Genomic DNA, 11,935 nt, shown 5'->3' with positions numbered 1-11,935 from the left:
GCCAGACTGGTCCGAGGAAATTTGACTGCAGCCGATGGACCCGGCCGATCCCTCTCCATCTTCTGGCCCTGTGTTGGATGCCGAGCGCGATGAGACTCATCGAGTTCGGGACCTTCCAGCCAACGCAGGTGAGCGCGCCAGCACCTACAAGTTTCTGCACAGCGGCCTGCACAAGCTTTCGATGGTGCTGCCTGCCGCCTGTGCGTAACGTCGTGTGCTCATCCACAAGGAAATGGCATGCACAACTTTGAACTCATCAGTAACATCCTTTGCCCGTATACGCAGCGGGCAGCCATCCAGCTTGCCGAGAAGGGCCTGGAAGCCAGGCGAACCTACATCGACCTTGCAGACAAGCCGGACTGGTTCATCCGACTGTCGCCACTGGGCAAGGTGCCGCTGCTGCGCGTGGGCGACACGGCCGTGTTCGAGACCGCCGTCATCTGCGAGTACATCGAAGAAGCAACCGTCGGCCAGGCGCCGATGTGGCCTGATCGCGCTCTGGATCGCGCTCGGCACCGCGCATGGGCCGAGTTCGCCTCGACCGTGATCGCAGATGTGTTTGGTTTTTATATGGCGCCAGAAGAAGCAGCGTTCGAACGCGAACGGTCCGAGCTTGCTGGACGTTTCGCGCGGCTTGAGAGCCAGCTGGCTGGAGCCGGCCCGTATTTCGGCGGCGAGCGCTTCGGTCTGGTAGACGCCGCGTTTGCACCAATCTTCCGGCTACTCGAAACCTTCGACCGATTGGCGGACTTCCGCCTTCTTCAAGGGCTTCCGGCAACAGCCGCCTATCGCCACAAGCTGGCGGAGCGGCCAAGCGTGCGCGCAGCCGTGGTGCCCGAATACGGACAGGTCTTCATGCGTTATCTGGCCGGGCGCGGTTCCTACATGTCTCGACTCGTCACCGCCGAGGCGACTTCAGTCGAGGCCTGACATCAGCTGAGACGATCTCGCGATCTCTTCGGACAGCGCCGCGCTCGCACGGCGCATGCGCGGCACGCGCGCGACGTCCTCATGCATCAGCAGCCACAGCGGCTGCGCCAGCTCGTCCAGCGGTGGACCGACGCGAACGAGTTCCGGGATCGAGCCGCCGACGAAGCAAGGCAGAACGGCGCAACCGATTCCCGCGCGTGCGGCTTGCGCGGCGCCCAGCAGGGTGTTCGCGCGAAACCGCACCTCGTCGGGAGCAACGTTGCTCGCCAGCCAGATTCCAGGCGCACTGCAGGCCAAGCCAGCGTCGAAGCCGACCCATGGCAGGCGGATGGACGGCGCTGAGGCCTCTTCCGCCTCGGTCAACTGGCGCGGTGCATAAACCGCCATCGCGACGGTACCGACCTCGCGTCCGCGCAAAGTCTCTTGTGGTGCTCTGGTCACGCGAAGTGCAATGTCAGCCTCGCGCCGCGCCAACGAAACAACATCGTTGGACACATGAAGCTCGAGCTGCAATCCGACCTGCGTTCGGCACACAGCGGCCAGCACACCGGGTAGCAGGTACTCGGAGACAGCGTCAGGGGCAGTGACACGCACCGGCCCGTCATGGCCATCGTCACGCCCGCAGACGCGGCGCTCCAGGCCGGCGATCTCGTCTCGAAAGCGGAGCGCAAGCGCCCTGACCTCTTCTCCCGCCTCCGTCGGCCGAAGGCCTCCCGAGGTACGCTCGAACAGCCGCGTTCCGAGGCGCCGCTCCATCAGCTGCAGACGGCGCGATAGCGTTGGATGGCTCACGTGCAGCGTGGTTGCGGCACCGGACAAGGTGCCGCTCTCCATGATGGCGAGTGCAATACGCAGGTCATCCCATTCGAAAGCGGAGGTGCGGCTCATGATTGGCATTGTCGCTGCACACATCCAAGATTTGCTCCCGATTCGCGATCCGCGCTAGCACTCGGTTCTGCAAGTCGAGGGCGGCAACCGCCGAACTGCTCTCGGGATCAGATCGTTGGACTGCTAGTTCTGCGTCCCTATCAATTTGTCCAAGGTCTTGCCTGGCTTGACCCCGCAGGCCGAACACCACCGAGCAAACAGCAACACGTCGACGAAGTTCTCACCGCGTTCCAGCTTGGAGACGTAGGACTGGCCCACGCCCAGGGCTTCGGCCATCTGCACCTGCGTTAGGCCGGCCTTCACCCGAACGCTGCGCATCAAGTTGCGCAGCGCTTCGTATTCAGCGTGGTAGAGGGAAACGGACATGCGCTAATCGTCTAGTCCGATATGGAATAGTCGTAACGCGACTTTTCGAGATACGATCCGACAAGCAACGGCGAAGACCGGAGCGAAAAAATCAATCAGGGATGGATTGAAATGAATAACGGGATATTTCTCGTGGGCGCAGCCTTTGTGCTGTCGGCTCGCGGTGGCAGCGGCGGAGTCGATGTTGGGGGAGGGGATCGAGGACCGTTGCCATGAAACGGCCAGAAGGCAAGCTGGAGCAGAACTCCCGCTTCTCTCGACACACGCCCTTCGACAGGGCTTTCATGGAATGCAAGACCTTGGCCCAGTTGGCGGACTGGTATGACCGCCGCATGGCGTCCGGCCGCCGGATGTCAGCCGACGAGCTGGGTTTTCTCGTCGCACATGTCTCGGGCCTCAGGGCCGCGGAGAAGATGGCACGCAGCGACCGCGCCGTGGAGAGAAAGGCCGACGAGTTCGCCAGGTTCTTCTACGGTCAGGACCATCGCGACTTCGGCGACATCCGCGCAAGGCAGATCGTGATCGAAGGGGCTCTGTTCGACGAGGTGCCGCGTCACGCGGTGTGGACGCTCGGCTCCAGGCTCTGGTGCCTGCGGGTGCCGAAGGAAAGCACCGCAACCGGGTCGAGCCACGCGCTCAAGCTCATGGAGCTTGGCGGCAAGCTGATCCGCGGCAGCTCCAGGGTTGCGGGGCATGCGGAGCCACTGATCTCCGCATTCGCGCAAGGGGTGGTCCTGGGGTTCTACCGGCTGGCGAAGATCGACATTTCCACGGCGCTGGAGGGCGTGGGTTTCTGGCGGCGCTGCGAGCTGGTCAGCATCCACCAGGTAGGCGTTGACCGGGGTCAGCGGATTCGTGCGGAGGATGGTCGGAAGCCGGGGCGGTAGCTACTTCGCGGCGCAACTGGGCAGCAAGCCGGCCCGGAGAAGTGCTGCAACACTGCGTTACATTGGTGCCTCAAGAGGCGGAGGTGACGTATGGCGGGATGGCTGAGCACACTGAAGAAAGAACTCGCAGGCGAAACCGGCGAGGCTGCTCATGCGCCCCAGCGGGCGTGGTCTCCTCAGGTATTCGAGGACATCGAGTGGCGCCGCTTCGAGGCGTTGTGCGAAACACTGATTGGGCAGGCCGGCGTGCGTACGGAGAGCCAGTCTCACGGTGCAGACGGCGGCGTCGACATCTGGCTCTATTCGGCGCACAGCCCAAAACCGATGATCGTTCAGTGCAAGCACTGGCGCCGCAAGCCTGTTGGCGTGCAGCAGTTGCGCGAGTTCTTCGGCGTGCTCAAGGCCAACGACCTGCAATACGGCACCTTCGCTACAAGCTCCACATTCACTGACGACGCGTTGGTCTTCGCCAAGGCCAATGGCATCAACGCACAAGATCGATCAGGCCTGCTGCGCCTCATTGGCACGCGCACGGCTGAGCAACAACAGGCACTGCTCGCAGTCGCCTATGAAGGCGAGTACTGGAAACCGACCTGCGTGAACTGCGGTGTGAAGATGGCGGAGAGAAAGCCCAAGGAGGGCGGGACACCGTTCTGGGGCTGCGTGAACTACGGCAAGACGCGTTGCCGGTTCAAGCTCTACATGGCGTCTGATCGGTAGCTACTTGACCGCGCTGCCGGTGCCCGTGGTCATCGACCATTTCGCGCGCATCAATGCCGAGCCCGCGATGTCGGGCCGCGTGAAGGCCGTCCTTCTGCGCATGATGGGCAGCGGCAACGTGTGGATGAAGATGTCGGCGCCCTACATTGCCTCGCCCGACTCCAAAGCCTATGAAGACCTCGACGACTTCGTCCGCCACCTTGCGGGTGACCGCCTCGACCGGCTGGTTTGGGGTACCGATTGGCCGCACGTCACGGAGTCGCGCAAGCCCGATGACGCCGTCTTGATCAATCTGCTCGCACGGTGGCTGTCCGAAGACGAAATTCGTGTCGTTCTTGTCGAGAACGCAGCACGCCTTTATCACTTCACTTCCGGTGGGCGTGATCGACCGGCGCCTACAGGCACTGATACGGGGGGCCGTGCGTGCTGCGCCAAGTCGGGCATCGGACCCACATAGCGTCCGCGCGGGCGGATCACTTGCGCCACGCCCAGTTGTTCCAGGCTGTGCGCCAACAGCCCGACGCTGCGCGCCGTCGCGAACAGGCCAAAGGCCGCGTCGGCGGGCAGTCGATGGACCGCGACCAGCGCGGCCAGGGCCACGTCGATGTTGGGATGCAATCCGGTCAGACGCGTCACTTTCTGGATGAAGCGCGCGATCACCTCCGGGGGCTCGAACAACGCCAGCAGGGCGGCTGCGCGAGGATCGCCTTCGGGATAGAGGTGGTGGCCAAACCCGGCCAATGGCAAGCCGGTCGACAGGTATTGCGCCACCACCTGGTCCTCGCCCAGTCGCTCCACTTCGCCGAACAGCGCCTGGACGCGGCCCGAGGCATCGCCATGCAAGGGGCCCGATAGGGTGGTGAGTCCGGCCAGCAGGCATGCCGGCAAGGAGGCGCCCGTCGATGCCGCAATGCGCGCCACGAACGCCGAACTGGTCAACTCGTGGTCGACCAGCAGCACCATGGCGGTTCGCAGCAACTCGGCGACCTCGGGCGGTTGCTTCCATCCCTGCCCAAAGCGCAGGTGCAGCGGCCCATGTCCTGGCTCGGCGCCGAACGCGTTGGCCACTGCACCCACCAAAGCCTGGCCCTCGGCGTGCAGCACCCGGGTCAGGCGTCCACGCGTGGAGTGCCCGGTGGCCGCCAGGCCCGCCAACGCAGTGAAGGCGGCTACCCGCCCAGACGCGCCCGAGCGCATTGCGGTGGCGCACGAAAAGTCGACGGGTTGCTCGGCCTCCCACAGCAGCTGCGCGACGTCTTCGAGGGTGGCCGTCCGGGCCAGGCCGACGGCGTCCTCGCCCCGGTAGTACGGGCGCCCGCGAAAGAAGGCGCAAAGGGCCGTCGGGATGCTGGGCTCCGAGCCGAAGAGCGTGTTGGCTGCCAGCGTCTCGTGCTTGCGGCCGGCCTGCTTGCGTCTGGCCAGGCCAGCAACGTCCTCGGCGCGATACAGGCTGCGGCGTGCGTCAGCCGGGTCGGGCGCGACTTCCAGCTTGCCGCGGCTGACGTAGGCGTAAACCGTCTGGGGCTGCACCCCGAGGAGGCGGCAGGCCTCGTCCATCGAAATCCAGGAAGCCATGGTCGGGTGCGTGAGTCCAAATATGTTGATTTTATATATCAATATTGACGATCTCATCAATCAATAACTAGCATGCCTCCAGCCTTGAAAACATCGCATCCATTGAACGAATTCGATATGAATCCCCAGGTCCTGCAACTCAATCCGATCCTGATCCCCTCGGTCAACGACAAGCTCGCGGCGCGCTACACCGTTCACAAATACTTCGAGACCGCAGGCCAGGAAGCCTGGCTGCGCGAACATGGCGCATCCATCGACGCAGTGATCACCGGAGGGCACACCGGTATTTCGCGCGGCATGCTGGAACAGTTGCCCGGCCTCAAGGTCGTGGCCATCAATGGCGTCGGCACCGATGCCGTGGACCTGGTGTACTGCCGCGGCCGCGGTCTGCCCGTTACGGCAACCCTGGGCGCGCTGACCGAGGACGTGGCCGATCTCGCGATCGGATTGCTGATCGCCGCCTGCCGAGGGCTGTGCGCCGGGGACCGCTTCGTGCGCGACGGCCAGTGGGAGCGCTTCCCCCAGCCGAGCGCCATCCCGCTTGCGCGGCGGTTCAGCGGCATGCGCGTGGGCATCGTCGGCATGGGGCGCGTGGGGCGCGCCGTCGCGGCTCGGGCAGCGGCCTTCGGCTGTCCGATCGCCTACACCGACCTGCGCCCCATGAACGATGTTGCCCACGGCTTTGTCGCGGACCTGGTGGAACTTGCGCGGAATTCCGATGCGCTGGTGCTCTGCGCGGCGGCGGACAAGGCCGAAGGCATCGTCAACGCGGCCGTGCTGGACGCCCTGGGCCCACGCGGCTTCCTGGTCAACGTTGCGCGCGGCCGACTGGTCAACGAGGACGACCTGACAAGGGCGCTGGCCGCAGGGCGGATTGCCGGGGCGGGCCTGGACGTGTTCGTCGACGAACCCCGCGTTCCCCTTGCGCTTCGCCAGTCCGACCGCGTGACCCTGCAGGCCCACCGCGCCAGCGCCACCTGGGAAACCCGGACCGCAATGGCCGAGATGGTGCTCGAAAGCATCGCCCAGGCCCTGGCAGGAGAACGTCCGGCGATGAGCCTGACCACCTGAGGCCAGGGCGAACGCGCAGCCCTGGCCATCGGTGAGTTCGCCGGGGCTTCATGACGATTTACCTATCAACAAAAGAGAGAGACACACCAATGCAACTCGCAGCCCTGTTCAAGATCCTCGCCGTCTCGGCGTCCCTGGCCGTGGTGCCATCCCTGTCGTCGGCCCAGGCCTATCCGAGCCGTGCCATCAAGATCATCGTGCCCGCCCCGCCGGGCGGCGCGATCGACACCATTGCGCGTGTCGTCGGAGACAAGCTGGCGGCGTCGATGGGGCAGCCGGTGATCGTCGACAACCGGCCCGGCGCATCCAACAATCTCGGCACCGACGTCCTCGCCAAATCTGCGCCCGACGGCTACACGATCGGCATCGTGGGCGGCAGCCACAACATCAACAAGTTCCTGTTCAAGAACCTGAGCTGGGATCCGGAGAAGAGCTTCGAGCCGATCATCTACACCCACGAGGTTCCGCTGGTGTTTGCCATCTACCCGCGAATCCCGGCCAGGACATTGCCCGAGTTCGTGGCTTGGATGAAGGCCAACCCCGACCAGGCCAAGGTCGCCACCTCCGGTCGCGGCAGTGCACAGGAAATGGCCGCCGAGATGTTCCGCATGGCCAGCGGCGTGCAGATGCTGCTGGTCCCGTACAAGGGCTCTTCCGCCGCCCACCCCGATCTGCTGGCCGGACGCACTGCGCTGTTCATCGACACGATCAGCGCCATCCAGTCGCAGGTGAAGGCCGGCAACGCGCTGGCGATCGCGGTGTCGACCCGCAAGCGAACAGTGTCCCTGCCCGGCGTGCCGACCGCGGACGAACAGGGGCTCAAGGGCTACGACGCGAACACGAACGGCGGGTTCCTGGCTCCTGCCGGCACGCCTCAGGCGATCGTCGCGAGGCTCAATGCCGAAATCAACGCGGCGCTGAAGCTGCCCGATGTCCGGGCCAAGCTGGAGGCTGTCGGCGTCGAGATCCAGGGCGGAACGCCACAGGCATACGCCGCCTTGATCAAGTCAGATCTCGCCAAGTGGGGCAAGGTCGTCAAGGAGGCGGGGATCCAGCCGGAGTGAGGCCGCCGCACGATTTCAGGGCAAGCTGCCGCGAAGCGGAAGGCTGATCCAGAAGGTCGTGCCCGCGCCGGTCGCACTCGCGGCCTCGATGTGCCCGCCATGGCGCCGCAGCACCGTGCGCACCACTGCAAAGCCCAGTCCCATGCCCCGGCGCCTGATGGGTGCATGGGGTTCGTCGGCCGAACCATGCGTCACGTCGTCGTTGCTGCGCGGCGGCCGCGTTCCGTTCAGGAGGCCGTTCAGTTGCGCATGGGACATGCCCTCGCCGTCGTCGCTGACCGCGATGAAGGCCCGCGCATCTTTCTCTGCCCCGGCGCCGGGCTCGGCCGCGAGGCAGAGCGTGATGCGCCCGCCCGCGGCGCTGTGGCGAATGGCGTTGTTCAGCAGGTTCACGATCGCGCGAGTGAGCAGCACACCGTCGGCATGCATGGCGAGTTCATCGGCGTCGCTGATGCGGGTCTCGATCTGCACCTGGCTGGCGCGCGCATACGGCCAGACCTGGTCGCGCGCGTCGAGCAGCACGGTGCCGAGGTGGGTGTCTTCCATGCTGTAGTCGTCGGAGCCTGCTTCCACGAAGTCCATGAATCCTTCCGCCAGGCTCACGGTGCGCTCGGCTTCGCGGCGCACCGCGTGCAGCAGCACGTCGATGCTTTCCGTGGGCCTGTGCATCGACAGCAGGCTGAGGATCGTCATCTGGGGGCTGCGCAGATCGTGCGACAGCAGGCGGCGCCATTCTTCCCGCTGGTTCTGTGCCTCGCGCTCGGCGGTCATTTCGGGCAGCACGACGATCCAGTTGCGATCGCCGGCTTCGGTGGTGCCGAAGGCTTCGGCTTCGAGCTGAAAGATGCGGCCGTCGGATGTCCGGTACTCGCGCCGCAGATCCTCGCTCCAGTGGGCGCCGACGGCTTCGATGCCCTCGCTCGCAACGCCGCCAAGGCTGCCGAGCAGGGTCGGCAGGTGCATGCCATGGGGCGGCCGTGCCGGGGCGTGCATGGTGGCGCGCAAGGTTTCGTCGAGCAGCCGCTGCGCCGCGGCATTGCTCGAACCGATGCAGCCGGTGTCATCGCAGATCAGCACGGCTGCCGGCATGATCTGGAGCGCCTCGTCCATCAGCGTCTGCATGCGGCCGATTCGCGCAATCGCGCGGTCGAGCGCCTGCTGCGGATTTGCCGGCGGAGCCTGCATCGGGAGGGCCAGGGCCGCCAGCGCCTGGAAAGCGCTCGCTGGCAGGCTGTCGAGTGTTCTCGCGCGCTGGCGGAAGTAGACGAACTGCGATTCGAGCCGGCGCCAACTCCACAGCAGGTAGAGCGCCAGCATGCCGAGGATGGGGGCCGCCGGCGGCAGCCACCAGTGCAGCAACGGCATGGCCAGCACGCAGAGCAGCAGCCACGAGAGCGCGAGGCCGGAAATGAATACCAGCGCATGGCGCCTGGCATGCACCAGGAGCAACAGCACCAGCCAGATCGGCAAGGTGGTCCAGGCGGCATATGCCAGCGGTGCCGGCATGCGCACGTTGCGGCCGTGCAGCAGTCCGTCGATCAGGTTGGCATGCACCTCGATGCCCGGCAGTGCGGCGACGCCCGCGTTCGGCGTCGGCACCTGGCCGCCCAGGCCGTGCGCCGTGGCGCCGACCAGCAGCAGCTTGCCCTGCAGCAGCGCGGCCGGCACCTCGCCGCGCAGAACGCTCGCATAGGACACCGTGCGGTAGCTGCCCCGGGCCCCGGCGAAGAACATGCGCACGGGTTGCTCGTGCTTCCAGGCGCCAGGCGCGATCGCTGCAGGCTCGGCTTCGAGCTCGGCCGCCGACCCGTACCCGGCCATCAGCGCGCCCACGTAATATTGACCACGGCCAGCCGGACCTTCGCGCAGATACAGCGTGCGCGACACGCCGTCCCCATCGAGCGCCAGCTCCGCATGGCCGACACCGCGCGCATGGGCGGCGAACACCGGCAAGGGCGGCAGGAAGCCCGACCAGCGGCCCGGCGAAGGCGCAGTGCCGCTGTCGCGCAGCATCGGCAGGTAGACGGGCAAGCGATCCATGGCCCGGGCCAATTGCTCGTCGTCTCCGGCATCGGGGCTGGGTTCTGTCAGGAACAGATTGAGCAGCACTGCTCGGGGTGCTGCCGGTGCGAGTTGCTCCAGAAGCCGTGCATAGGTTTCGCGCCGCCAGGGCCAGCGTCCCAACTCGCGCAAGCTTCGCTCGTCGATCGCAATGATCAGGATGTCCGGCGACGGCGGGGGCGCGGCGAGCGGCAGCACGGAGTCGTAGACCATCGTGTCGAGCATTTGCAGCCAGCCGGGCCGATCGACGAGCCACAGCATGGCGGCGGGCAGCAGCAGCGCAATCAGCAGCCGCGCGACCATTGCACGTGCGCGCGTTCGGGTGGGGAGGCGCTCGCGATCACTCGATCGCTGCATCGAGTTTCGCGGGTCCACGGTTCAGGCGGCCGCTTCCAGCGTGGCGTCGAGGCAATAGCCTCGCCCATAGACCGTGCGCAAGGTGAGCCCCTGCGCGGCTTCGAGCTCGAGCTTGTTGCGCAGCCGGTAGATGTGCATGTCCAGCGTGCGCGAGGGCAGGTCTCCGTCGTAGCCTGCGCTTTCGAGCAGGTGCGCGCGCGAAACCACGTGGCCGATGTTCTGGAACAGCATCAGCGCGAGCTTGAACTCGCGGCTCGAAAGTTCCTGGCGCCGCGGCGGTGCGCCGTCGTCGTGCTCCGGATGGATCAGAACGCTGTGCGAAACCTGGTCGAACTCCCAGCGCCCGAAATGTCTTCGGTCGGACGGCTCGAGCGAGTGGCTTCTCTTCAGCAGGCGCTGCAGGCGCGCCCGCAGTTCCAGCAGGCGCACAGGCTTGACCATGTAGTCGTCGGCGCCGAGGCCCAGGGCTTTTGCCACGTCGCGCTCCGAAGACCGCGAGCTCAGCATCAGGACGGGCACCGGGCTCTTCTGCCAGGTGCGCAGCCACTGCAGCAGCTCGGCGCCGTCAAGCCCCGGCACGTTCCAGTCCAGCACGATCAGGTCGAAGGTTTCGCGGCGCAGCGTTCTCTGCAGCGAAAGCCCGTCGGCGAACGCAACGCAGGTGCTGGTGACGTCTCCCTGCGTGAACTGCTCTTGCAGCACGCGGACCAATTGAGCCAACTGGTCGGGCTCGTCTTCGAGTACGGCGATACGCATGGGTTCGGTTGTCGGTGTCCGGTACCGAATGCGGAGCCTCGACTGCGAGCGGCTGCAGCCTTGGCGCCCACGAAGACTGGCGGTGACCAGGCAAAAGAAGTGAGTGGTAACAACTGTTAATAGTTTATCACCAAATCTCACATTTGTAAGACGAACCAAATCGCTCTTGAGACCATCCAGGCATGGGAAGCCATTGGATCACTGAGAGATGATGAAGATGTCTTTAAATGATGTTGACGTTCGAGCCGAAAATTCGAATTCGAAGTCGAGCGCGCAGGATTTGATATTGCCGGATGTCCGCCTTTTCGTGAAAGCGGTTGAGGCCGGGGGCTTGACGCACGCAGCCGGGGCGCTGGGAATTCCCAAAGCCACCGCATCCAGGCAGCTCAAAAGACTTGAATCGACGCTCGGGCATTTATTGATGCACCGCAGTGCGCATCGATTTGGATTGACCGACGAAGGGCGCTCTTTTTTATCGGCTGCGCGCGACATTCTTATCGCGGTCGACGATGCAATGGCGCAGCGCGCGAGCACGAGCGACGACCTCAGGGGGCGGCTTCGCGTCTCGGCCTCCAGCTATTTCGGCCGGGCTCTGCTGGCCCCGCATCTTCCCGCTTTCATGGCCGCGCATCCCCGGCTCGAAATCACGGTGCGCCTGGGATCCCACAAGGTGGATCTTTCCCGCGAGGAGGCCGACGTGCTCATCCGGGCGAGCCGCGAAGGGTGCGAAGACCTCGTGGCGCGCCGCGTCGCGAGCGAGCCGCTCGTGCTATGCGCAGCGCCGTCCTACCTCGAACGGCGTCCCGAAATCAAGGATCTGGAAGACCTGGCGCAGCACACTTTCCTGACTTGCGACACCGAGCGCGCCGGCCAGGAAATGATCATTCCGATTGTTTCCCGAGAGCACAGCGTGCAGCCCATCGGCCTGTTCCGCTCCAACGATCCGGAATTGCTTTTGAGGCTTGCCTGCGCGGGCAAGGGCATTGCCTTGATTCCGCTGATTCTGGCAAAACCCAATATAGAAGACGGATCGCTTCAGGTTGCATTTCCGACGCTCGAATTGAGGCCGATGGAATTCGATCTCATGTATCTCCCGGGCAAGCGAAATTCCCGGAAGGTCAGGGCCTTTGCCGATTACCTGCTTGGCGCCCTGAAGCAGCCGGCCGGTCGCCCGTCATCGGGTGCTTGAAGGAAATGCGCTTTTTTCACATTTTTTCCGCAAAGTCGTTGACTGCTATTCCGCATGCGCTGTTGTGCGTT

At 65.0% G+C, this 11,935-nt stretch carries 12 protein-coding genes; 7 read left to right on the top strand and 5 right to left on the bottom strand.

Annotation, left to right across the window (positions count from 1 at the left end):
* Positions 1 to 237 precede the first annotated feature (237 nt).
* The gene (locus AC1DFC_RS10165) at positions 238 to 930 is read left to right on the top strand and encodes a glutathione S-transferase family protein (RefSeq protein WP_007837376.1); all 693 of its coding nucleotides are present in this window, start codon (positions 238 to 240) and stop codon (positions 928 to 930) included.
* Here AC1DFC_RS10165 and AC1DFC_RS10160 read toward each other — a convergent pair.
* Together AC1DFC_RS10160 and AC1DFC_RS10155 are read right to left on the bottom strand one after the other, a co-directional pair.
* The gene (locus AC1DFC_RS10160; RefSeq protein ID WP_042674124.1) at positions 916 to 1,818 is read right to left on the bottom strand and encodes a LysR family transcriptional regulator; all 903 of its coding nucleotides are present in this window, start codon (positions 1,816 to 1,818) and stop codon (positions 916 to 918) included. The two genes, AC1DFC_RS10165 and AC1DFC_RS10160, sit on opposite strands and share 15 nt — an antisense overlap.
* A 123-nt stretch (positions 1,819 to 1,941) precedes the next feature.
* Positions 1,942 to 2,184, bottom strand: coding sequence for a helix-turn-helix domain-containing protein (locus AC1DFC_RS10155; RefSeq protein ID WP_007837372.1), 243 nt, complete (start codon positions 2,182 to 2,184; stop codon positions 1,942 to 1,944).
* A gap of 212 nt (positions 2,185 to 2,396) precedes the next feature.
* Between AC1DFC_RS10155 and AC1DFC_RS10150 the strand changes: the two genes are divergently transcribed.
* From AC1DFC_RS10150 to AC1DFC_RS10140, 3 genes are all read left to right on the top strand, one after another.
* Positions 2,397 to 3,071 carry a hypothetical protein gene (locus AC1DFC_RS10150; protein WP_478179160.1) on the top strand — a complete coding sequence of 225 codons (675 nt, stop codon included), beginning with the start codon at positions 2,397 to 2,399 and terminating at the stop codon, positions 3,069 to 3,071.
* A gap of 90 nt (positions 3,072 to 3,161) precedes the next feature.
* Entirely contained in the window at positions 3,162 to 3,791 is a 630-nt protein-coding gene (locus tag AC1DFC_RS10145) for a restriction endonuclease (protein ID WP_478179159.1), read from the top strand.
* Positions 3,792 to 3,795: 4 nt separating this feature from the next.
* Positions 3,796 to 4,248 carry an amidohydrolase family protein gene (locus tag AC1DFC_RS10140; protein WP_478179158.1) on the top strand — a complete coding sequence of 151 codons (453 nt, stop codon included), beginning with the start codon at positions 3,796 to 3,798 and terminating at the stop codon, positions 4,246 to 4,248.
* Here the strand turns inward: AC1DFC_RS10140 and AC1DFC_RS10135 are convergent.
* Positions 4,152 to 5,366, bottom strand: a complete 1,215-nt coding sequence (locus tag AC1DFC_RS10135) for a citrate synthase (protein WP_478179157.1) — start codon at positions 5,364 to 5,366, stop codon at positions 4,152 to 4,154. The genes AC1DFC_RS10140 and AC1DFC_RS10135 overlap by 97 nt on opposite strands.
* A gap of 117 nt (positions 5,367 to 5,483) precedes the next feature.
* Between AC1DFC_RS10135 and AC1DFC_RS10130 the strand changes: the two genes are divergently transcribed.
* Both AC1DFC_RS10130 and AC1DFC_RS10125 read left to right on the top strand, forming a co-directional pair.
* Positions 5,484 to 6,437, top strand: a complete 954-nt coding sequence (locus AC1DFC_RS10130) for a 2-hydroxyacid dehydrogenase (RefSeq protein WP_478179222.1) — start codon at positions 5,484 to 5,486, stop codon at positions 6,435 to 6,437.
* 89 nt (positions 6,438 to 6,526) lie between these two features.
* Positions 6,527 to 7,501: a Bug family tripartite tricarboxylate transporter substrate binding protein gene (locus AC1DFC_RS10125; protein ID WP_007837361.1), complete on the top strand. Its 975-nt coding sequence runs from the start codon at positions 6,527 to 6,529 to the stop codon at positions 7,499 to 7,501.
* A gap of 15 nt (positions 7,502 to 7,516) precedes the next feature.
* On the opposite strand, the gene AC1DFC_RS10120 is transcribed toward AC1DFC_RS10125, so the two are convergent.
* Both AC1DFC_RS10120 and AC1DFC_RS10115 read right to left on the bottom strand, forming a co-directional pair.
* Positions 7,517 to 9,937: a CHASE2 domain-containing protein gene (locus AC1DFC_RS10120; RefSeq protein ID WP_478179156.1), complete on the bottom strand. Its 2,421-nt coding sequence runs from the start codon at positions 9,935 to 9,937 to the stop codon at positions 7,517 to 7,519.
* A 3-nt stretch (positions 9,938 to 9,940) separates the two neighbouring features.
* Entirely contained in the window at positions 9,941 to 10,675 is a 735-nt protein-coding gene (locus AC1DFC_RS10115; protein WP_007837353.1) for a response regulator transcription factor, read from the bottom strand.
* A gap of 208 nt (positions 10,676 to 10,883) precedes the next feature.
* Here AC1DFC_RS10115 and AC1DFC_RS10110 point away from each other — a divergent pair, with 208 nt between their 5' ends.
* On the top strand, positions 10,884 to 11,864 hold the full coding sequence (locus tag AC1DFC_RS10110; protein ID WP_413313269.1) for a LysR family transcriptional regulator: 981 nt from the start codon (positions 10,884 to 10,886) through the stop codon (positions 11,862 to 11,864).
* The last annotated feature ends 71 nt before the right edge of the window (positions 11,865 to 11,935 follow it).

Source organism: Variovorax sp. 10L421 (assembly GCF_056395365.1).
The sequence above is the reverse complement of the archived record's forward strand: the minus strand, read 5'-3'. Positions and strand labels throughout refer to the sequence as shown.

Coding starts and splice junctions, on each gene's coding strand:
- AC1DFC_RS10165 (WP_007837376.1), top strand. CDS start 238: ATGCACAACTTTGAACTCATCAGTAACATCCTTTGCCCGTATACGCAG.
- AC1DFC_RS10160 (WP_042674124.1), bottom strand. CDS start 1,818: ATGAGCCGCACCTCCGCTTTCGAATGGGATGACCTGCGTATTGCACTC.
- AC1DFC_RS10155 (WP_007837372.1), bottom strand. CDS start 2,184: ATGTCCGTTTCCCTCTACCACGCTGAATACGAAGCGCTGCGCAACTTG.
- AC1DFC_RS10150 (WP_478179160.1), top strand. CDS start 2,397: ATGAAACGGCCAGAAGGCAAGCTGGAGCAGAACTCCCGCTTCTCTCGA.
- AC1DFC_RS10145 (WP_478179159.1), top strand. CDS start 3,162: ATGGCGGGATGGCTGAGCACACTGAAGAAAGAACTCGCAGGCGAAACC.
- AC1DFC_RS10135 (WP_478179157.1), bottom strand. CDS start 5,366: ATGGCTTCCTGGATTTCGATGGACGAGGCCTGCCGCCTCCTCGGGGTG.
- AC1DFC_RS10130 (WP_478179222.1), top strand. CDS start 5,484: ATGAATCCCCAGGTCCTGCAACTCAATCCGATCCTGATCCCCTCGGTC.
- AC1DFC_RS10125 (WP_007837361.1), top strand. CDS start 6,527: ATGCAACTCGCAGCCCTGTTCAAGATCCTCGCCGTCTCGGCGTCCCTG.
- AC1DFC_RS10115 (WP_007837353.1), bottom strand. CDS start 10,675: ATGCGTATCGCCGTACTCGAAGACGAGCCCGACCAGTTGGCTCAATTG.
- AC1DFC_RS10110 (WP_413313269.1), top strand. CDS start 10,884: ATGATGAAGATGTCTTTAAATGATGTTGACGTTCGAGCCGAAAATTCG.